This is a genomic window from Mesorhizobium sanjuanii, from assembly GCF_002529485.1.
GTDB lineage: Bacteria > Pseudomonadota > Alphaproteobacteria > Rhizobiales > Rhizobiaceae > Mesorhizobium > Mesorhizobium sanjuanii.
The window spans coordinates 1-19,681 of record NZ_NWQG01000237.1 but is presented as its reverse complement, the minus strand read 5'-3'; the positions used below and the strand labels follow the sequence as shown (position 1 = coordinate 19,681).

Here is a 19,681-nt window from a genome sequence, read left to right as displayed (position 1 = left end):
CTCTAATTCGTCAGGTATCTGTGACAACATTCTTCTTTTTCTTCTTTATATTCTATTTGTCGGCCATAGCTTTCTATATCGGAACATATAGGGGGATGATGTCGTTCTCCGCGATGGACGAAATCTATGACCAGCGCGCTCGGTTTGGCGCCATGCAGGCGAGCACGCTTGCACTTTATCTGACGGGATGGCTGTCGAATGCGATGAACCCCTACCTCCTGGCGGTTGGACTGTTCGACCGGACGCGGAGATGGGCGATAGCGGTCGGGCTTGCTGGGCAAGTCATCGTCTTTATGGCCTTCGCCGGAAAGATGATGCTGGTGATTCTGATCGTGACGTTCGGCTTCTACTTTTTCGCGATCAACAAAGGTCGTATTTCGGCGCCTCGCCTTGCATTCGGCTTTGCCATGTTGACGGCGTCATCATTCGCAATGCTTGTGGCCACCGACTACCAACCTGTCGGGACAACCTTGGATATGGTGGCGCTGATCTATATGCGGACCCTTGGCATTCAAGGTGCAATGACTGGCGTGTATGCGGATGTGTTTTCCAGCAGCCCGCTCACCTACTGGTCACACATGAACATCATGAACATGATCATCGACTATCCCTACAAGGTGCCGCTTGGATATGTCGTCGGCTCCCGTCTGGTCGGAGGAACCGGGTTCAATGCCAACTCCCATTTTTGGGCCACGGATGGAATAGCAGCTTATGGTATGCCGGGGGTGGTCATCATGGGGGCGGTTCTCGGCCTGCTTCTCAGCCTTGCAAACAAGGTCGTGACGCCCGACCGGTTGCCGTTCGCAGCGACTGTCTCGATCCCGTTCATTATGTCTCTGGGAAACTCGTCGCTCTTCACCAGCCTCGTCACCGGCGGCGGGCTGATTATGGTCATGATGATAGCCTATGGCGTGCCGCAACCCCAGGCACCACGCGAGCGGGGAGCCTCCTACTGGCATCATATGCCGTCCAGGCTTTTCAGGTGAAGGATTGACTGGCGGATTGGCTCGTAGCGATTTGGGCATCGATGACGTCGATCATCCAGTCCCGACCCATCCGCCGCGCTGCCATTGCCACTCGCGGTGCCCTCCTGCACTCGGCACCAGGTTCTGGATGCGAGCGCCCGGAAAGCCTGGGAACGTCGGTCGGCCCGTCCCCACCGAAGCCGCGACAGGCTGGGTGCTGGAATTCTCCGAGCGGATGTTCGTCAGAGATCCGACAAAGAGGCGCGTGTCCATCGTGGTGCCCACCCTTTGGCCAGCGATGGTCAGGCCGTCGACGATCATGGAGCCGGCGCCAAAACAGCGGAAGGCACTGTGCCCCGCAGTGCCGCCGCCCGACAGCACTAGCCGCATGCCCTGGATCGTCATCCGCCCGCCGAATTGATAGGCTTGGAACGGCGTTCCGCGAGACGTGCACGTCACGTTACTGAAACTCCAGTTCCGGGCTGGCGTGGGTGAGGTGGATACATCCACAGCGGTGAGAGATGTGGTGGCGAAGTCGCAATCGGCGATCCGCACATCGTTGACGTAGTGAATGGTGTCGTTTGGCGAAAGAAGGGCCTGCGCCGTCGCACCAGCGGCGATTCGCATCCCGGTAATTGTCGCACCGCCGACATTGGCGGCCGATCCCTGTAACCAGATGCCTGCCTTGGACGCCCCGGTGCATTCGACGCCCTCTGCGCGGACATTGGCCTCAGTGCCACGGATGCCGAGGTAGAGATCGGTGACGTTGTCGCTGAGAGCACCACCGGAAATCACGACATCGCGGACGCTGTTGATGGAGATTCCAGCCTTGGGCAGCGTCGCGTCGGCGGTGCTGGTCTGCCCACGAACCGTTGCGTTCGTGATGACCAGGCCGGAGCCGTTGACTGCATAGATGCCGTTGTCGCGCGGTGAGATCAGGACGGGATCCGTGATCCGTATGTTGCGGTTGTTGGCGCCATAGACCTGCAATGCGTAGCAGCCGGTGTCGTTTCGCCCTCCCATCAGCCCCGCATTGTGGACCACGGCGCCACGGATCTCGCTGTCGTGGACATTGCTGTAGAAAACCACCCCTTGTTTGATGTGTGTCGCTTCAGCGTAGAAACCTGTCACGATCGCGTCGCGGACGATCGCTCGGTCGGCGTCGGCCGGCCTCGACGCCTTGCTGTTGATGGCGATGACGGCGGCGTTGACGCCGAGCTTGGCGGGGTCCAGCGAGTTGCCCGGACGCGAGATGCCCCGCAGCCCGTTGACGCGTATGTGCCGGATCTCGAGATTCGAAAGACTTTCATTGTATACGAAGATCCACCACGGCGCCTTGAAGTTCTGGAGTTCGACGGTGTCCAACGTAAAGCTGTCGATGCCCCTCGTTGCGGTCGCGCTCAGGGCGAACTTCATGAATGCGCCGTTGTTGTAACCGGTCGAAAGCCCATTGCCGACAACCGTCAGATCGGCGATAGCCACCTTGGAGACATCCGTGGCGGTAAAGACATAAGAGATCTGGTCGACCCCGGTGATATTGATGACCGAGCCATTGCCATCGATGGTGCAGTTGGCCGGGATCGAAATTCCATAGTGCCCCAAGGCCCTCAGGTCGGTCGAGGACCAGTTGTAGACCCCGCGGCGGAACATCAGCGTTCCGCCTCCCATGGATTTTATCCGGGTCAGGGCGCGGACGCAGGCGGCGACATCCGTCCCATCGTCGCCCAGAACGACAAGGCCGCCTGGCGCCCTCGTATTTCCGGGCCGCGGGCGCTCGAGGGCGCGAGAGGCGGTCGATCCGGCGGCGAAGGCCGTCACGGCCCCAAATGCCAAGGTCCCTGTCAACAGACGACGGCGGGTCAGTGAGGACTTTTCATCAGGAACCATGCAGCGCCTCTTTCTTCAATCGCGCCGCATTGGGCTTGGTCGTCCGGAGGATGGGCATGGCATCGAGAAACCGAGATTGCGGCGAGGTGAAGGCCAAGGAATTTCCTCCGGAAAGGCTGTCAGGACGCGGCGTTCCGGGATCTCCAGTCCTTGAGTGCATCTTCCGCGCACCGATCGCTAGCCAGTAGTCGCGGATTGGCATTGAAACCATGATGCTTGGAATCCGAGGTCGCCAACGGGTGAGTCTTGCGAGTCGAAATTCGCGCGGTTCGAGTTCTCGTGAACTTGACGAGCCTGGAAACGGTAGCTTAGCTGGACGTCTCGAACAACCTCCTGACTGAAGCGTGATCGACGCGCTGCTGCAAAGTGATAGAGGTGGGAATGATCCTTCCCACCGAGGCTGCAAAGGGCTGATTCTCTTGACACAATCAAAAGAGGCAAAGCCCGCCTGGGTAACTGGCGCTGGTGGTTTCATCGGCTTGCATCTTACCCGGTTCCTTGCGTCGGAAGGCTGCCATCTCATCGGCTTCGGCCGGAAGGAAGCACCCTGGTTTGCTCAGGCGACCGGCGGCGTGTTCTTATGCTTTGTCCGCGAGAATGCCGCCGTGCCGCAGGCCCGGTAACAAATGCGCCGCCGAGACTACGCGGCTGCGCTCCTTGCAATGTTTGAAAATGCTGGAAGTGTCCTCCAATGATCGAGAAAATCGTCAGTTTTGTCATGAGCGGCGGCGTCGGTTCCAGGCTGTGGCCGCTGTCGCGCGAGGACAATCCCAAGCAGTTCCATGATTTTTCGGGCGACGGCTCGATGCTGGCCAAGACGCTGCGCCGTCTGACGGCAAGGCCGAAAGGCGAAACCCCGGTTTATCTGATCGCATCCGAGCGGCACGCCGACCGGGTCCATGCTGACCTGGCCGGCCTCGATCTTTCCGGCGGCGGTCCCTTGTTCGAGCCGACAGGCCGCAACACCGCCGCTGCTGTTGCCCTGGCGACTTTGCGCACTCTGTCCGACCACGGCGACAGCCTGGTGCTGGTGGTTCCGTCCGACCACGAAATCGCCACCGCCCAGAAATTCTGGCAGAGCGTGGAACGTGGCGCTGCGGCGGCGCGCGCCGGGCGGCTGGTGGTGTTCGGCATCAAGCCCAGCCAGCCGGAGACCGGTTACGGCTATATCGAGGTTGCCGGCGAGCGGGACGGCGTCTGCGATGTTTCGCGTTTCGTCGAAAAACCGGATCTCCCGACCGCGCAGGGCTATCTCGACGCTGGCAATTTCTACTGGAACACCGGCATCTTCCTGTTTCGCGCCAGCGCCATGCGCGACGCCTTCATGGCTTTCCAGCCCGAGATATGGACGGCCACCGAGGCTGCCTACCAGGCAGCGACATCGGATCTTTCCGGCCTTTACATGCCTCTCGAACTCTATGCCGCCATTCCCTCGACCTCGATCGATTACGCGATCATGGAGAGGGCAAGCGACATCGCCATGGTGCCGGCCGGCTTTCGCTGGAATGATCTCGGTTCCTGGCAATCGCTGCTGGATGTCAGCCCTTCGGATAAGCAAGGCAACGTCATCATCGGCGACGTCGTCGCCATCGATTGCGAAAACTCCTACATCCGCAGCGACGGCCGTCTGCTGTCAGCAATCGGCGTCGAGAATCTCGCCATCGTCTCGACCGCGGACGCCACCTTCGTCGCTCCGGTCAGCCACAGCCAACACGTCAAGAAGATCGTCGAGCAACTCGAAAAGAGCGGCCGGCTGGAAACCAAATTCACACCCGCGGACGATCGCGTGATCGAAAGCGGCGCCTGGCGGCGCCGGGTCTATCACTGGCTGTTTGAAGAGACGGTGCCGCTATGGTCGACAGTCGGTGTCGACGAACGCCATGGCGGTTTCCATGAAGCGCTGGGTTTCGACGCCACGCCGCTGATGAAGCCCAAGCGCATGCGTACGCAGGCCAGGCAAATCTACGCCTTCGCCGTCGCCAAGGCGCGGGGATGGGACGGACCGGCCAACCGGTTGATCAGCCACGGTATCGAATTCATGGCCAGGAACGGCCGTACCGACAATGGCGGCTGGGTGCGCACGCTCAATGTCGATGGGACGGTCGCCGACCCCGTCGAGGATGCCTACGATCATTCCTGCGTGCTGCTGGCGCTCGCGCATGCCCATATGTCAGGCGATCCCGATGCCTTGCGGCTTGGCGAAGAGACGTTTTCTTTTCTCGACGCACATCTCGAGGACCATCGCATGACCGGTTTTCTCGAAACCTCGGACGGCGCTGGCGAACGCCGTTCCAATCCGCACATGCATCTGCTTGAAGCTTTCCTGGCGTGGCATCAGGCGACCGGCGAGCGCGCCTATCTTCGCCGCGCCGCGCGCATCGTCGATCTGTTTCGCAGCCATTTCTTCGATCCGGAAAGCTGGACGCTTGGCGAATATTTCGATCGCGAATGGCAGCCAGTCAAGGGCGAGAAAGGCTTGTGGACGGAACCCGGCCACCATTTCGAATGGGCCTCCCTGCTAGTCGATTTCGCCGGGCGCAGCGGCCAGAGCGAACTGAGCGGCTTTGCCAGGAAGCTCTATGCCTCGGCCATCGCCAATGGCCTCAACCGCGCCACCGGCCTTGCCTACGGCGCGGTTTCGCGGCAAGGCCTGCCGCTCGACCGCGTCTCGCGCAGTTGGCCGCAGGCCGAGGCGATCAAGGCGGCGATCGCACTGGATGGCGCGGGAGGACCCGACCTCAAGCCCGAGATCGAAGCGCGGGTCGGTCGCCTGTTCCGTTGGCACATCAACCCGGCGCCGCTCGGTCTGTGGGTCGACCGGATCGACGAACGCGGCCGTTCGTTGGCCGCCGATGTGCCGGCCAGTATCTTCTACCATCTGGTCTGTGCATTGACACAGTATCTGGACAGTACTGCTGCCGATCCTCTGCAGAAAGCCAACCCCCGGTAGAAAGCCAGTCTCGGTGGAAAGCCGGTCCTCGGTAGAAGATTGACGAACGCGACGCGTTTTAGCCGCGGCGGAGGGAAGGTCTTGTCGTTCAAGAAAATAAGTTTGCTTGCACTTGTCGCCTTGGCGTTCGCGGTTGGCTTCCTGGTCATTATCACGAAAAAAGGAACAGATGTTCATTCGCGACCGCCAAAGCCGCAAACGGCACTTCAGCCGTTTGATGGCAAGCTCGCGATTCAATCGATCGACGATCTCAGGGTCGGCGGCCGCAAGATTGTGCTGTGTGGCGTAGCTTTTACGAAACCCCAGTCCATGCGCGCCATGGTCACCGAAGCCGCGCGCCGGGACTATCAAGGGCTCGCCTTGACTTGCAAGCCTGTCGGCTCGGGAACGCCTTGCGACGGCAATATCGCGTCGAAGTTCGGTGATTCCACTGTCGTACAGTGCATTACCTCCGATGGCGCGGATCTAGCCGCAAGGCTTGCCGAAAACGGCATCCTGTGCGGGCAGCCCGCGCAAGCGGGTTCGACCTACAAGTCTTGTCCGTAAGGCTCGCAGCGCAGGGGTTCGCCGACGCCCTCGTATCATCAGCTCATGGATCGCGTCCAAATCGCGACTGTCATAAAATGAAAAGCAGAATATGCGACAACGCCGGACGTCAAACCAAGTCGACTGTAACCTTGGCATGAAGGACCGGCGCGACGGCAGCTTCAAGACCGTGAAATTGAATCTTAACCTCTCTTACCTATCAATCAACCTGTACCGGTGAGCATCTTGGCGGAAGGAACCAATTGCGTTCCTGAATTATAGCCCCCGTTGCATTCGGCAAGAATGGTACATTCAAGTCTTCTAATAAGTGTGTTTTATGAAACACAGCGGAAACCAAAAGACATCTCGCAAATGCGAAATGGGTTGGAATTGAAGACGAAAACTGTTACGCGCATATTTGGTGGCTTGGGTGATCGGGTGGGTCTGAGAAAATGCGGGACAAAAGGATCTGAACGAATGAACCTTAATGTGAAAATTGCGTTGGCTGGATTGATCGCGTCGGTCAGTTTCGGTCCTGTTTCATCGTTCGCTCAGGACGCGTCATGCACCTGCGCGACCGCTTATCAAGGAGTGGCGAGTTCAATCGGATCCATTGGGCATGCCAAGGGCGACGTGATGGTTTCGCAGACGGCTGGCTACGGTCCCGCCAAAGCAGGGGCTACCCTGGATTTCGGTAGCCGCGTGGTGGTTGGCGCCAAAGGGTCGGCTTCCGTCAATGTCGGGGGCTGCAATGTGAATGTGCCTGCGAATTCGAGTCTCGACATTTCCCGTGTCGAGAACAACATCTGCCTGAAAGTTGTGGGCTCCGAGCAGACGGCTGCCGTTGGTGTGAGCTCTGAGCATACGGGTCAGATTGCCTCGGGCGGCACCCCGTCCTGGCTGCCGCTCGGTATTTTTGCGGGCATGGCCGGCACGGCCGGTGTCCTTGCCGCAACGCAGGATAACAACAACGGCGTCAGCCAGTAGGCGGATGCCAGGCAGGCAATGGCAGCGGAGGCGTGAGGCGCCTCTGCTTTATGTTGCTGTTGGATGCCTCGGTTGGCCTTGCTGGCGCCAGGTTTGTTTTGCTAAATTTGGTAACCGTGTCGCTCTATTGCTTTGGGCTGGTCTCGACGCGATTCGTCTTGGGCGTACCGTTTTGGTGGCTGGGATTCGACACTCGCCGTCGTGCTTAAGCTTGGCAGATGCGTCATTCGCCACCCTGCGGCTGATGCATTGGCGTGTTGTTGGGACGCAGTCGCTACGTTGCTTCGGTGCAGGCAGAAACGTCAATGATCGACCTGCATTCCCATATCTTGCCCGGTCTTGACGACGGCTCGCCCAGCCTTGCCGAATCGCTGGAAATGGCCCGGTTGGCGGTGGCTGATGGGACGACGCACATGGCGTGTACACCTCATATCACGCCAGGCATGTACGAAAATGGATCGGCAAATATCATCCGAGCCGTTCGAGAACTGGATCAGGCGTTACGCCGTGCCGCTATACCGCTCGCTCTTTATGTCGGTGCCGATATCCATGTGGCGCCCGACCTTCCGGAGCAACTGGCGCTCGGCAGCGCGCCAACTTTAAACAGATCCCGCTATTTTCTATTTGAACCGCCGCACCACGTTTTGCCGCCAAGGCTGGAAGATCTTGTTCTACGCCTCATAAACGCCGGCTTTATTCCGATTCTTACCCATCCCGAGCGTTTGACCTGGATCAAGGCGAATTACGACGTCGTCGAGCGGTTGAATGCAGCGGGGTGTCTTATTCAGCTTACGGCAGACTCGATTGTTGGTGCTTTTGGACGCACGGCGCTTTATTATTCGGAAAAGCTGATTGACGAAGGTAGGGTAGATATAATCGCATCGGACACCCATGGCGCCACCCGCCGGCGTCCTGGGCTATCGCAGGCAGTTGCCGCTGCCGCAAAGCGATGTGGAGAGGATGAGGCCCGCAATATGGTGTTGAAACGTCCAGGCCAGATTTTGGCGAACCGGCCTCTCGAACCGGTCGGAAAGGCACATGCCAGGAAGCCGAGCCCCGGCAACGTCGGCCGCTTTACCGGACTGGGTCGTTTGTTCAAGGGCGGGACCGCGTGATGGGCGGTTTTCGGTTCGTAGAAAGCTTTGCCGGCACGATATGTGTCTTGTTCGCTTCGCTCGCGATGTCTGCCTGCACGAGCACCTCGTCAACGGCGCCATCTTCATCGGCTTCGGTTGATGCGCTGCAACTGACATCGTCATCGTCGACGCCGCTTTCGAGCGGTGGCGCTCTGCAGGTCGTAAAGGACCTGCCTGCGCCGCAAAACACCCAGAACGGCAGCGAGCAGCCTTTGTCTCCGAACGATGTGCTTGAAGTGAATGTGTTCCAGGTCGACAATCTGAACAGAACCGTTCAGGTCGATGCCGGCGGGCAGATTTCGCTTCCACTTATCGGAACCATGACCGCGGCGGGAAAGAGCGTCCGTCAATTGGAGAAGGAAATCGAAACCGCCTACGGCGCCAAGTACCTGCAGTCGCCCGAGGTGTCGGTTTTCGTTAAGGAATCGGTTGGACAGCGCATTACTGTCGACGGTGAAGTCACCAGGGGGGGTATCTTTCCAGTAACGAGCAACGCCTCTCTCATCGACGCGATCGCCCTAGCTGGAGGGTTCAACGCCGTTGGAGATGCAAAAAAGGTCTTTGTCTATCGCAATATCGGATCGAACACGCTGGTTGCTAACTACAACGTGGAGGAAATTCGTGCCGGCAAGAGCCGCAATCCCCGCATTTATGGCGGCGACAAGGTTGTCGTCTTCGCCTCGAAATCGAAAATTGCGATGAACAATCTCAAGGACGCCCTGGGTGTCGCCTCGAGTGCAGCCCGAATTGCGGTGGTCCCGGGACTATAGCCACAGTCGGTCAGAATCCAGCCTACTGACGAACTCAGGATTACCTCGCGCCATGCTCGATCGTAACAGACAGCATCAAATTGCAGGCCCAGGACATGGTCAAGCCTTGTCCGCGGACCTGTATTATGACGGTGCGCAAAACTATAACCCGTACGGTCGCGATCAGCCGGAGCAGGACGAGGGCTTTAATCCACTAAAGCTGCTTTTTTACGTTGTTCAGTATCGGTGGCTGATCGTCATGATGGCGGCGGCTGGCCTGGTGGCGGGTGTCATCGTCACGATGATGCAGACACCGAAATATCAGGCGACAACGCAACTGGAAGTGCTGGTTCCTTCGGCCAAGGTGTTCCAGGACATTGAAGTAGTTTCCGAAAGCAGCGACCTGCGGGCGTTTCAGACTGCGCGCGAAAAGCTGAAAAGCAGAGCATTGGCGCAGCGCGTGGTGTTCCAACTGGGGCTCACCGAAAAGCCAGATTTCCTGTTTCCGACGCCGAGCTTCTCGCTAAGCAACATCTTTTACCGTGCGTTCGGAATTGCCAAATCGCCCACCATCGAGGAGAAGACTCCCGAGCAGCGCGAGGCGATTGCGATCGATCGCATTCTAAATGACCTCTCGGTCAATCTGGTCACCAATACAAGCCTGCTATCGATCACGTTCGCCGACCAGAATCCGAAATATGCAACTGACATAGCCAATCAGGTCGCACAAAGCTTTATCGACCAACGCCTCGATCAGACCAGCGAGACATCGGACCTCGCACGGCAATTCATCCAGGAACAGGTTTTGCAGGTAAAGCAGAAGCTTCAGAAATCCGAGGAGGAACTGGTCGCTTATGCGAAGGATGCCGGCATCACGGTAACCGGCGACGACAAATCGCTGATAGGGTCGAACATCGAGGCTCTGAATACCGCGCTGGCAACGGCGATCCAGGAACGTCTCGACGCCGGACGGGTCGTGGAACAAATCGACAAAGGCCGCGGCTCGAGCTTGGCTCCGGTTCTGGAAAGTGAAGGTTTGCAGAAGCTCAACGAGAAACTGGCGGAGTTGACCAGCCAGTATCAGCAAAAGCTGGGCATACTGAAGCCCGGCTTTCCAGAAATGCAACAGCTTCAGTCGCAAATCAAGGAGTTGCAACGGCTCTATAGCAATGGTGTTTTGACGATAACCGATTCCTTGCGGCAGAAATACCAGGAGGCTCAGAACAAGGAGGCTGACCTTAAGTCCAAACTTGCTGAGATGGAGAAGCAGCAGGTTATCTTCAACGATAAAAACATCAAGTACACAATCCTGAAGCGTGAGGTCGATTCGAATCGTTCCCAGTACGACAGTCTTATCTCCAAGTTGAATGAAGTTGGTGTGAGCTCTGAGCTCAAGACACAAAGCGCTGCAATCGTTGATTTTGCGTCGTTGCCTGAGCGCCCCTATTCTCCGCGATTGACTATCAATCTTGCGATCGCTCTGGCTCTTTTCATGGCCCTGAGCGCATCGATAATCTATATTATCGAGTTGTTGAACAACACCTTCACCAATCCTGAGCAGATCGAGAAGGAGCTGGGGTTGGCGATGCTCGGCATCCTGCCGCATGTCGATGATCGGGAACTGCTGGCCAGCATCAACGACCAGAAGTCAGGACTGTCTGAAGCCTATCGTTCGCTTCGAACGTCCCTGCAATTTTCCGGCGCCGAGGGCGCGCCACGATCGCTGCTGGTCACCAGTTCGGAGCCCTCGGAAGGCAAGTCGACCACGTCGTTCAAGCTCGGGCAGGATTTTGCCGCGCTTGGCGCAAGGGTGCTCGTTGTCGATGGCGACCTTAGAAAGCCCAATCTTCATCGTCTGTTTGGGCTCGACAACACAATCGGCCTCAGCAACCTCCTGACAAACACCGTTCGCAAGGAGGATCTTGCGAGCATTTTCCGGGCGACGAAATATCCGAATGTGACCGTTTTAACGTCCGGAACGATCCCGCCGAACCCTGCGGATCTGCTCTCTTCGCCCAAGATGGCGCTGATCGTCACCAACCTCGGCAAGCGCTTCGACCTTGTCATCATCGATGCCCCGCCGGTCGTCGGCCTTTCGGATGCGCCTATCCTCAGTCGGCTTGCCGAGGGTACGTTGATGGTCATCTCCACCAATCAGGTCACGCGCAAATCGGCCAAGACAGCATTGAAGCGCCTGCGGGCCGCCGGCGCGAACGTGGTGGGTGCCGCGATGTCGAAATTTGCGGTGAACAAATTCGACTACAACTACGCCTATAAATATATGAACTACCAGTATTACGACTACGGTACCCCGAAACTTGAAGGCAAAGTGGATGACGGAGCAGGCCAGCCCGCTTATGCAAAATCTCCGGCGTTCAAGCGTTTGGTTCGTCGCATCCGTTCTGGTGTTGGCGGCTTCGTCGATCGGTCTAAGTCGGCTTCTTGAGACCGAAACGCCGACCGTTTCGCTCGCGCTGGATCCGTTGAATGTCGACGCGGTGATCGGTGAAATTACCGGGGACCTGAACGACACAAGCAATACTCCCGACCTTGATGCCTTGCTTGCCAAGGCCGAGGGTGCGCTTCGCTTTGATCTGGTAGACGCTCGCCTTTACAGCCTGATCGGTGAGATCAAGTACCGCCAAGGCGAAAAGGACCAGGCCTATGAGCTTTTCGATCAGGCTCGAAAATTGTCCAAGACGGAAATCCATGCGCTTCAGAGGTCAATTGGCCGCTCGATTGAAATGGGCGATCTGTCAAAGGCTGTCGGCGAGATCGATATATTGCTGCGGCGATGGCCAGATCGGTTTCCCGAAATAGCCGGGGGAATGCCGACTATCCTCTCGAACCCCGATGGATACCAAGCTGTGCTGGCGGCCCTCAAGGTGGATGCGCCTTGGCGATCCAGTCTGTTCGTCGCTCTCGGCAACGCCCCCCTGGGGCTCGATTTCGCGAATCGGCTGCTGCTCGATTTGATCGGGTCAAGCTCACCACCGAAACAAGGCGAGTTGTCCTTTGTAATCAACGGCTACATTCGCCAGAAGCAATATGAGCCAGCATACCGGTTATTTCTTTTCAGCCTTTCTGAGGAAGAAAGGAAGTTAGGCGGGTATATTTTCAACAGTACCTTTGAACCGGCGCCTAGCGGTAAGCCTTTCGATTGGCAGATCCGTGATCAGTCGGGGATGGAAGTTACATTTGCAACATCCCAGGATGCGGTCGAAGGCGAGGGCGGAGCGACGGTCCGTTTCCTGAATACGCCGGTGAAGAACTCTGCTCTTCAGCAGTATCTTGAGCTACCTCCTGGCTCCTATAAGATTTCTCTGGTTGCATCTGCAAGAAACTTGAAACTTCCAAAGGAGCTATTCTGGTCCCTCAGATGTCCATCTGGCGAAATTGCACGGTTCAATATCCCAGAGGGCACATACAATCGTCAGGCCCTGAGTCAGGATTTCTTGATTGGTCCTCACACCTGTCCCATGCAATTTTTGAGGCTGGAAACTGCCGCCATTGCCGAGAGTTGGCGGTTTCGATATGTCGGTACGCTGGTAATGCACAAACTGAGCATCGAGAGACTTCCATCTTGAGCGACCGGTCAGCGGAATGGGATAAGTATCTCCTCGGGTCGGTTTTGTTCATATCGCTGCTGATCGGTGGCGGGACTGCAAGCGGCCTCTACACGGACACGCTGATTGAAGTCTTGGCGATTATCTCGGGGGCCGCGGTCCTTTCACGGCCATCTGGTCAAAGACCTCACCATTCTGTTGTATGGCTGCTTGCGCTCGCCGCGGCATTGGTGATTTTGCAAATCGTCCCACTGCCGGCGCTCATGTTCAAAGGATTGCGGCCGGAGCTGTTGCTTGCAGATTCCTCGCTTGTTGGCGAAAGCCGATTTCGTTTCGTCAGCCTCGGCGTGGGACGCACGATCGAATGCTTGTTGTATCTGGTGGCGGTGGCAGCGTTTTTCTTGAGCGTGTTGCGTTTGCGAACCGAGCAGGTCCAGGCGCTTCTTCCTTTCTTTTTCATGGGCGTCATCTGCAATGGGCTGGCAGGAGCCATTCAATATTCGCTCTCCGACAATGTCGCGATAGAGGGATTGTTACCGTTTACGATCAACGCCGGGCTTTTTGCCAACCGCAATCACTTCGCGGCTTTGCTTTTTGTCTCCATTCCCTTCGTCGTCTATCACGGCCTGTTTCGCGGAAATCTTTTGTCCGGATTGCTCGGATTGGCCACGATTTCGCTGCTTCTTTTGGCAGCCGGTTCGCGCGCCGGTGTTCTGATCGGACTGGCGATCACCGTCCTGTCCGTCGTCTTTCTTTCGGCGCGCTCCAAACTGAGCGGATTCGGCATCCTCGCTATTTTCATAGGACTTTCCACCTACACGATAGGCGCGTGGTCCAAGATCGACGCAAGAGCGATCGATCCGGACTTCGGGAGGGCAGAATTTGCCCGTACCACTATTGACGGAATCAAGGAGAACTGGGCAACCGGCGTCGGATTTGGTAATTTCCAGAAGGCCTATCAGATCTACGAAAAGGAAGGGATGATTTTCAAACAATTCGTAAATCATGCCCACAACGAGTATCTTGAAATAGCCTTCGAGGGCGGAGTTCTCGCCATTCTCCTGATGGCATTTTATTTTGTGTTGCTTATTGTTTCGTTTGCCAGAATCCGCCGCGATCCGCTTCAGAAAGCAGCGTTTCTCTCAGTGTCTTTTCTTCTCATACATTCGCTGGTTGATTATCCGCTGCGCACCGCTGCGCTTGCAATGACGTTTGCCTATATGAACGCAATTATTTTTCACAAAGGGTTTGCAGATCGCTCCCGGCAGAAGAGCGAAATGATCGAGGTCGACCACAATGGTGACAAGTTGCTTGTTCCTATTGGAAATTCGTCGTGATGCAGGCCTGCAGGAGTTGATGTCGCGATATCATTCGACAGGTTGATGTCCTTATCTTTCTCTACCACAGGGTGCAGAAGTGATTGACACGCAGCCGTGCGAAACATAAAGCACCAGCAAATTGCGCCGGTCGGGGGAGCGAAGGCAATTTCTAGGAGAGCTTGTTGAAAGGCATCATCCTGGCCGGGGGTAGCGGCACCCGGCTCTATCCGCTGACACTGGCGATTTCCAAGCAAATCCTGCCGATATACGACAAGCCGATGATCTACTATCCGCTGAGCGTGTTGATGCTCGCTTGTATCCGTGAGATTCTCGTCATCTCGACCCCGCGCGACTTGCCGGTTTTTCGGGATTTGCTCGGCGACGGTTCGGAGTTCGGGCTTGAAATGTCTTATGCCGAGCAGCCGCACCCCAACGGCCTGGCGGAAGCCTTCATCATTGGCCGCGACTTCATCGGCGATGACAGCGTCTCGATGATCCTCGGCGACAACATCTATTTCGGCGAGGGGCTGTCGCAGCTCTGCCGCAAGGCGGCTTCGTGCGAAAGCGGCGCCTCGGTGTTCGCCTACCATGTCGATGATCCGCAGCGCTATGGCGTGGTTTCGTTCGACAAGGTCAGCGGGTCCGCCTTGACGATCGAGGAAAAACCGCCAGCGCCGAAGTCGAATTGGGCTATTACCGGCCTCTATTTCTACGACAATGATGTCGTGAACATAGCACCGACCATCCGGCCCTCGGCACGTGGCGAACTCGAGATCACAGCGGTCAACAACGTTTACCTCGAACGCGGGCAGTTGCAGGTCCATCAACTTGGCCGCGGCTATGCCTGGCTCGACACCGGCACCCATGACAGCCTGCATGAAGCCTCATCCTTCGTGCGCACCATCGAACATCGTCAGGGCATCAAGGTCGCCTGTCCGGAGGAGATTGCTTTCGAACAGGGCTGGCTGACGGCGGACAAGGTGCTGCAGCGCGCCGACCGACTGGGTAAAAACGAATATGCCGCCTATTTGCGCAGGCGCGTCGTCGAGCTGACGGAGAACTAGATGCTGGAGATCAGGCCGCTCGGCCTCGATGGCGTGCTGGAGATCGTCCCGAAACGATTTGGCGACGCCCGGGGGTTCTTTGTCGAAACCTACAATGAGGAGCGGTTTTCAGACGCAGGCATCGATCTGCGTTTCGTCCAGGACAATCATTCTCATTCTGCCGCTGCAGGTATTTTGCGGGGGCTCCACTATCAACTTCCCCCACGTGCCCAGGACAAGCTGCTGCGCGTTGTGCGAGGCAGGGTTTTTGACGTCGCGGTCGATATACGCCGGAGCTCGAAGACATTCAGAAAATGGGTCGCCCTCGAGATATCCGCCGAAAAGGGCAATCAAATCTTGGTGCCGAAGGGCTTTGCGCACGGTTTCGTTACACTCGTGCCGGACACAGAGGTGCTGTATAAGGTCACCGACACCTACTCGCCGCAGCATGACCGGTCGATCCGTTTCGACGATCCCGCCATCGGCATCGAATGGCCATCGCTATCTGGTGAGTTCCAGCTTTCGGACAAGGACCTCAAGGCGCCGACGCTCGCCGCCGCCGAGGTATTTGCGTGAGGAGAGCAGCATGAATTTTCTGGTGACTGGAGGTGCCGGCTTCATCGGCTCGGCCGTGTGCCGGCATTTGTGCGCCAATCCAGCCCACCGCGTGACCAATCTCGACAAGCTGACCTATGCCGGGAACCTCGCCTCGCTGCGGTCGATCGAGAACGCGCACAATTACAGATTCGAACACGCCGACATCTGTGACGACAGAACGATCCTCGAGGTGCTGCATCGCGACGACATCGACATCGTCATGCATCTTGCCGCCGAGAGCCATGTCGACCGTTCAATTGATGGGCCGGGAGCATTCATCGAGACCAATATCGTCGGCACCTACCGAATGCTCAATTCGGCTCTGGACTATTGGCGCAGGCTTCCCGAGGCGAAGAAAGACCAGTTTCGCTTTCATCATGTCTCGACCGACGAGGTGTTCGGCGACCTGCCCTTCGAGAGCGGCATCTTCACCGAACAGACGCCCTATGCGCCATCTTCGCCCTATTCGGCGTCGAAGGCCGCGTCCGATCATTTGGTCCGCGCATGGCACGACACCTACGGCCTGCCGGTCGTCCTGTCGAACTGTTCCAACAATTACGGTCCGTTCCATTTCCCCGAAAAGCTGATCCCGCTTGTCATTTTGAACGCGCTCGACGAAAAACCGCTGCCGGTCTATGGCGCCGGCGCGAATGTGCGCGACTGGCTTTTCGTCGAGGACCATGCGCGCGCCCTGGCCCTGGTTGCAACGCGCGGCGCGGTCGGCGAGAGCTACAATGTCGGCGGCGGCTCGGAGCGCACCAATCTGGCGGTGGTCGAGGCGATCTGCGATAGTCTCGACAATAAGCGGCCGCGCTCCGCCGGCCGGCGCTATCGCGATCTCATCACCTTCGTCACCGACCGCCCGGGCCATGACCGGCGCTACGCGATCGACGCCTCGAAGATCGAACGCGATCTCGGCTGGAGACCGCGCGAGAGCTTCGACAGTGGCCTTGCCAGGACGGTCGACTGGTATCTCGAGAACAAATGGTGGTGGGGTCCGATCCGCCGCGAGCGCTACGCCGGCGAACGGCTGGGCGAAGCGCGCAAGGGTGCCGCGTGAGGCTTGTCGTCACCGGACGCGAGGGCCAGGTCGCCAGGAGCCTTGGCGAGCGCGCGCATGCGCACCCGGATGTCGAAATCGTTTTCCTGGGAAGGCCTGAACTCGACCTGGAGAAGCCGGAGACGATCGCTCCTGCGCTGGCAATTACCCGTCCCGACCTTGTCGTGTCCGCCGCCGCCTACACCGCGGTCGACCAGGCCGAGGACGAACCGGAGCTTGCCTTTGCCGTCAATGGCGCTGGCGCCGGCCATGTCGCCGAAGCCGCGGCAAGGCTTGGCGCTCCCGTCGTCCATCTGTCGACCGACTATGTCTTCGACGGAAGCGGCGAGGGGGCATACACGGAAGACGACGAACCTGCTCCGCGCAGCGTCTACGGCGCCTCGAAGCTCGCCGGCGAGCACGCGGTCGCAAAGGCCAACCCGCGTCACCTCATCCTGCGCACGGCATGGGTCTACAGCCCGTTCGGCAGGAATTTCGTCAAGACGATGCTGAAGCTGGCAGCGGATCGCGATGAGATTTCAGTGGTGGCCGACCAGTGGGGAAACCCCACTTCGGCCCTCGATGTTGCCGATGCGATCCTGCATTTGGCGGCGACGCTGCACGGCAACAAGGGCTTTGCTTCCTTCGGCGTCTATCATCTGGCGGGAACCGGCGAGACCAGCTGGAGTGGATTCGCCCGTCATATCCTAGACACAAGCCAGGCGTTTGGTGGCCCCCATGCGCGGATCCGGGATGTCGCCACCGTGGAATATCCGACCAAGGCGCGGCGCCCGGCCAATTCTCGGCTAGCGATGGCGAAATTCGCGGCGGCATTCGGATGGATGGCTCCTGATTGGCCAGAGTCGACGAAAGAGGTGGTCCGCCGTCTTCTGATCGGAGAGACGAGACAGACATTGACAGCATGAACAAGCAATCGTCTCCAGAAAATCTGCATATCGCGACGCCCGCGTTACGTGCCGCCGACAAGGCAGCGGCGAAAGCGCGTGCCAGCGCCAAGCCGGTCACTGCGAAGCGCACCTGCATCATGGTGCTCGGCATGCACCGCTCAGGCACGAGCGCCCTGACGCGCGCGATCAGCCTGCTTGGCGCGGAACTGCCGAAAAACATGTTGGGCGCCAACCCGACCAACGAAACAGGCCACTGGGAGCCGCTGCGGTTGATGGAACTCCATGACCGGATGCTGGCCGAGGCTGGCAGTCGATGGGATGACTGGCGCCCCTTTGATCCTAACGATCTCGGCGCCGCGCGCCTGCGTTTATACAAAGCTGAGATCGCAAGGCTGATCGACGAGGAATATGGCTCCGCGCCGTTTTTCGTCCTCAAGGAACCGCGCATTTCGCGTTTCGTGCCGCTGTATGCGGAAATCCTGAAGCGAATGAAAGTCGACGTTCGCTATGTCCTGATCCAACGCAATCCCCTCGCAGTAATCGCTTCGCTCGAAAAACGAGATGGGTTCACATCCGGCTTCAGCGCTCTGTTATGGCTACGGCACGAGTTGGAGGCCGAACATGCCACTAGGGGGCGGCCGCGCGTATTTGTGTCATATGAAGCCACGCTTAAGGACTGGCGAATTGACATTGAAAGGATTGCCGCCGCTCTGCAGATCGACTGGCCGCAATCCATCACCAAGGCACAGGCGGCCCTCTCCGTCCATTTCTCGACCGACCATCAGCATCATCGTGCAAGCGTGGATCTGCTCGGCGCTGATCCACGCATCGCTGATTGGGTAAAGCAGGCGTATACTGCGCTAAGAGGCCTTGAGGAGGATTCCGCCGATACCATCGGGATGGCGCAGCTTGATGCTGTGCGGACTTCCTTCGACCATGTTACTCCGGTGTTTGGCGAAGCGTTCTTCCATGAGATTGACGCGCGCACCCAAAAATCAATCCAGGCAAGCTCACAAGTACAGCGCTTGGCAGATGACCGGGCCGCGGAAATAAATCGGCAGGCGGTAGAATTGGCGACGCTCCATCAAGAGATCAGAGCGAAAGATGCCGAGGATACTCACCGCTACACAACTGAACTCGAAGAACTTCGGGTGGAACTGGCGAAGCAACAGAATGCCCTTCGGCGCTCAATGGACGAGAGCTCAGCTCGTGAGGCCAGTCTGATGGCAGAGATTGGGCGGAACAAGCAAGGCGCCGCTCAGGCTGAACAGCGAGCCCAACGTATGACAGAGGAGGCACAGGTCCTCAAGAGAGAAATTCTTAAAATGAGGAGCAGCTATTCGTGGAAACTAACGTACCCTGCCAGATTGCTGAAATCACTGCTTAATGGAAGCAGAAGGTAATCGAGATGCCGCATAACAAGAATCTGATATCGATTATCATACCAGTCAAGAATGGCATGCCACACATCGTTGATGTGTACAGAATGATTAAGAATCAAGATATTGATGTGGATTTCGAAGTAATTTCTATTGATTCCGGTTCGACTGACGGATCATTGGACGCTTTTCCTACGGATGATGAACGATTTCGGGCCATCGAAATTCCTTCCTCTTCGTTTGGCCACGGACGAACAAGAAATCTTGGTGTAGAATCTGCTCGCGGAGAGTTGTGTGTATTTCTGACGCATGATGCGGTACCTGCCAATTCCATTTGGCTACGAGAACTTGTAAGGCCGCTGCGCGAAGACGAAAGTGTTGCTGCGTCGTTCGGAAGGCACATCGCTCACAAAGACGCGTCCCCATTCACGGCCTGGGAACTTGAAGCCCATTTCAATGGGCTGAAGCAGTGGCCGGTCGTTTGGATATCTGACGCGCGAGAGTATTCACGGAACCAGGGCCTACGACAGGTTTTCCATTTCTATTCCGACAATTCCTCGTGTTTGCGAAAATCCGTTTGGAAGGATTATCCGTATCCAGACGTATCTTTCGCTGAGGATCAGTTGTGGGC

17 protein-coding genes are annotated in these 19,681 nt (G+C 57.6%); 16 read left to right on the top strand and 1 reads right to left on the bottom strand.

The features are described 5' to 3' along the window. Window positions 1–986: hypothetical protein (locus CN311_RS32755; protein ID WP_208866595.1), on the top strand; the 986-nt coding region annotated here is incomplete at its 5' end. A 51-nt stretch (window positions 987–1,037) separates the two neighbouring features. On the opposite strand, the gene CN311_RS28685 is transcribed toward CN311_RS32755, so the two are convergent. Continuing rightward, window positions 1,038–2,852: a right-handed parallel beta-helix repeat-containing protein gene (locus CN311_RS28685; RefSeq protein ID WP_133117279.1), complete on the bottom strand. Its 1,815-nt coding sequence runs from the start codon at window positions 2,850–2,852 to the stop codon at window positions 1,038–1,040. Window positions 2,853–3,196: 344 nt separating this feature from the next. On the opposite strand from CN311_RS28685, the gene CN311_RS32355 reads away from it, so the two are divergent. From CN311_RS32355 to CN311_RS28615, 15 genes are all read left to right on the top strand, one after another. Further along, window positions 3,197–3,475 (top strand): NAD-dependent epimerase/dehydratase family protein, encoded by a 279-nt coding sequence (locus CN311_RS32355; protein ID WP_133117278.1) that lies wholly within the window; start codon window positions 3,197–3,199, stop codon window positions 3,473–3,475. A 68-nt stretch (window positions 3,476–3,543) separates the two neighbouring features. Next, window positions 3,544–5,802, top strand: a complete 2,259-nt coding sequence (locus tag CN311_RS28680) for a mannose-1-phosphate guanylyltransferase/mannose-6-phosphate isomerase (protein WP_097576991.1) — start codon at window positions 3,544–3,546, stop codon at window positions 5,800–5,802. Between the two features lie 81 nt (window positions 5,803–5,883). Next, window positions 5,884–6,348: a hypothetical protein gene (locus tag CN311_RS28675; RefSeq protein ID WP_097576990.1), complete on the top strand. Its 465-nt coding sequence runs from the start codon at window positions 5,884–5,886 to the stop codon at window positions 6,346–6,348. Window positions 6,349–6,804: 456 nt separating this feature from the next. After that, on the top strand, window positions 6,805–7,314 hold the full coding sequence (locus tag CN311_RS28670; RefSeq protein ID WP_097576989.1) for a hypothetical protein: 510 nt from the start codon (window positions 6,805–6,807) through the stop codon (window positions 7,312–7,314). A 305-nt stretch (window positions 7,315–7,619) separates the two neighbouring features. Continuing rightward, on the top strand, window positions 7,620–8,429 hold the full coding sequence (locus CN311_RS28665; RefSeq protein ID WP_097576988.1) for a tyrosine-protein phosphatase: 810 nt from the start codon (window positions 7,620–7,622) through the stop codon (window positions 8,427–8,429). Beyond that, the gene (locus CN311_RS28660) at window positions 8,429–9,220 is read left to right on the top strand and encodes a polysaccharide biosynthesis/export family protein (RefSeq protein WP_097576987.1); all 792 of its coding nucleotides are present in this window, start codon (window positions 8,429–8,431) and stop codon (window positions 9,218–9,220) included. The genes CN311_RS28665 and CN311_RS28660 overlap by 1 nt, the downstream gene beginning before the upstream one ends. Window positions 9,221–9,272: 52 nt before the next feature. Then, window positions 9,273–11,645, top strand: coding sequence for a GumC family protein (locus CN311_RS28655; protein ID WP_097576986.1), 2,373 nt, complete (start codon window positions 9,273–9,275; stop codon window positions 11,643–11,645). Further along, the gene (locus CN311_RS28650) at window positions 11,533–12,786 is read left to right on the top strand and encodes a tetratricopeptide repeat protein (RefSeq protein ID WP_097576985.1); all 1,254 of its coding nucleotides are present in this window, start codon (window positions 11,533–11,535) and stop codon (window positions 12,784–12,786) included. The genes CN311_RS28655 and CN311_RS28650 overlap by 113 nt, the downstream gene beginning before the upstream one ends. Next, window positions 12,783–14,102, top strand: a complete 1,320-nt coding sequence (locus CN311_RS28645; RefSeq protein ID WP_097576984.1) for an O-antigen ligase family protein — start codon at window positions 12,783–12,785, stop codon at window positions 14,100–14,102. The genes CN311_RS28650 and CN311_RS28645 overlap by 4 nt, the downstream gene beginning before the upstream one ends. 164 nt (window positions 14,103–14,266) lie before the next feature. Beyond that, window positions 14,267–15,148: a glucose-1-phosphate thymidylyltransferase RfbA gene (gene rfbA / locus CN311_RS28640; protein WP_097576983.1), complete on the top strand. Its 882-nt coding sequence runs from the start codon at window positions 14,267–14,269 to the stop codon at window positions 15,146–15,148. Then, window positions 15,149–15,703, top strand: a complete 555-nt coding sequence (gene rfbC, locus CN311_RS28635; RefSeq protein WP_097576982.1) for a dTDP-4-dehydrorhamnose 3,5-epimerase — start codon at window positions 15,149–15,151, stop codon at window positions 15,701–15,703. Between the two features lie 10 nt (window positions 15,704–15,713). After that, window positions 15,714–16,784: a dTDP-glucose 4,6-dehydratase gene (rfbB, locus tag CN311_RS28630; RefSeq protein ID WP_097576981.1), complete on the top strand. Its 1,071-nt coding sequence runs from the start codon at window positions 15,714–15,716 to the stop codon at window positions 16,782–16,784. Beyond that, on the top strand, window positions 16,781–17,689 hold the full coding sequence (gene rfbD / locus CN311_RS28625; protein WP_097576980.1) for a dTDP-4-dehydrorhamnose reductase: 909 nt from the start codon (window positions 16,781–16,783) through the stop codon (window positions 17,687–17,689). Before rfbB ends, rfbD begins: the two co-directional genes overlap by 4 nt. Next, on the top strand, window positions 17,686–19,074 hold the full coding sequence (locus tag CN311_RS28620; protein WP_097576979.1) for a sulfotransferase family protein: 1,389 nt from the start codon (window positions 17,686–17,688) through the stop codon (window positions 19,072–19,074). Before rfbD ends, CN311_RS28620 begins: the two co-directional genes overlap by 4 nt. 5 nt (window positions 19,075–19,079) lie before the next feature. Continuing rightward, the coding region (locus CN311_RS28615) for a glycosyltransferase family 2 protein (protein WP_133117277.1) at window positions 19,080–19,681 on the top strand (602 nt) is incomplete at its 3' end.

What these genes read in the sequence shown, in the direction of transcription:
- CN311_RS28685 (WP_133117279.1), bottom strand. Translation starts at nt 2,852, where the DNA reads ATGGTTCCTGATGAAAAGTCCTCACTGACCCGCCGTCGTCTGTTGACA.
- CN311_RS28680 (WP_097576991.1), top strand. Translation starts at nt 3,544, where the DNA reads ATGATCGAGAAAATCGTCAGTTTTGTCATGAGCGGCGGCGTCGGTTCC.
- CN311_RS28670 (WP_097576989.1), top strand. Translation starts at nt 6,805, where the DNA reads ATGAACCTTAATGTGAAAATTGCGTTGGCTGGATTGATCGCGTCGGTC.
- CN311_RS28665 (WP_097576988.1), top strand. Translation starts at nt 7,620, where the DNA reads ATGATCGACCTGCATTCCCATATCTTGCCCGGTCTTGACGACGGCTCG.
- CN311_RS28660 (WP_097576987.1), top strand. Translation starts at nt 8,429, where the DNA reads ATGGGCGGTTTTCGGTTCGTAGAAAGCTTTGCCGGCACGATATGTGTC.
- CN311_RS28655 (WP_097576986.1), top strand. Translation starts at nt 9,273, where the DNA reads ATGCTCGATCGTAACAGACAGCATCAAATTGCAGGCCCAGGACATGGT.
- CN311_RS28650 (WP_097576985.1), top strand. Translation starts at nt 11,533, where the DNA reads ATGACGGAGCAGGCCAGCCCGCTTATGCAAAATCTCCGGCGTTCAAGC.
- rfbC (WP_097576982.1), top strand. Translation starts at nt 15,149, where the DNA reads ATGCTGGAGATCAGGCCGCTCGGCCTCGATGGCGTGCTGGAGATCGTC.
- rfbB (WP_097576981.1), top strand. Translation starts at nt 15,714, where the DNA reads ATGAATTTTCTGGTGACTGGAGGTGCCGGCTTCATCGGCTCGGCCGTG.
- CN311_RS28620 (WP_097576979.1), top strand. Translation starts at nt 17,686, where the DNA reads ATGAACAAGCAATCGTCTCCAGAAAATCTGCATATCGCGACGCCCGCG.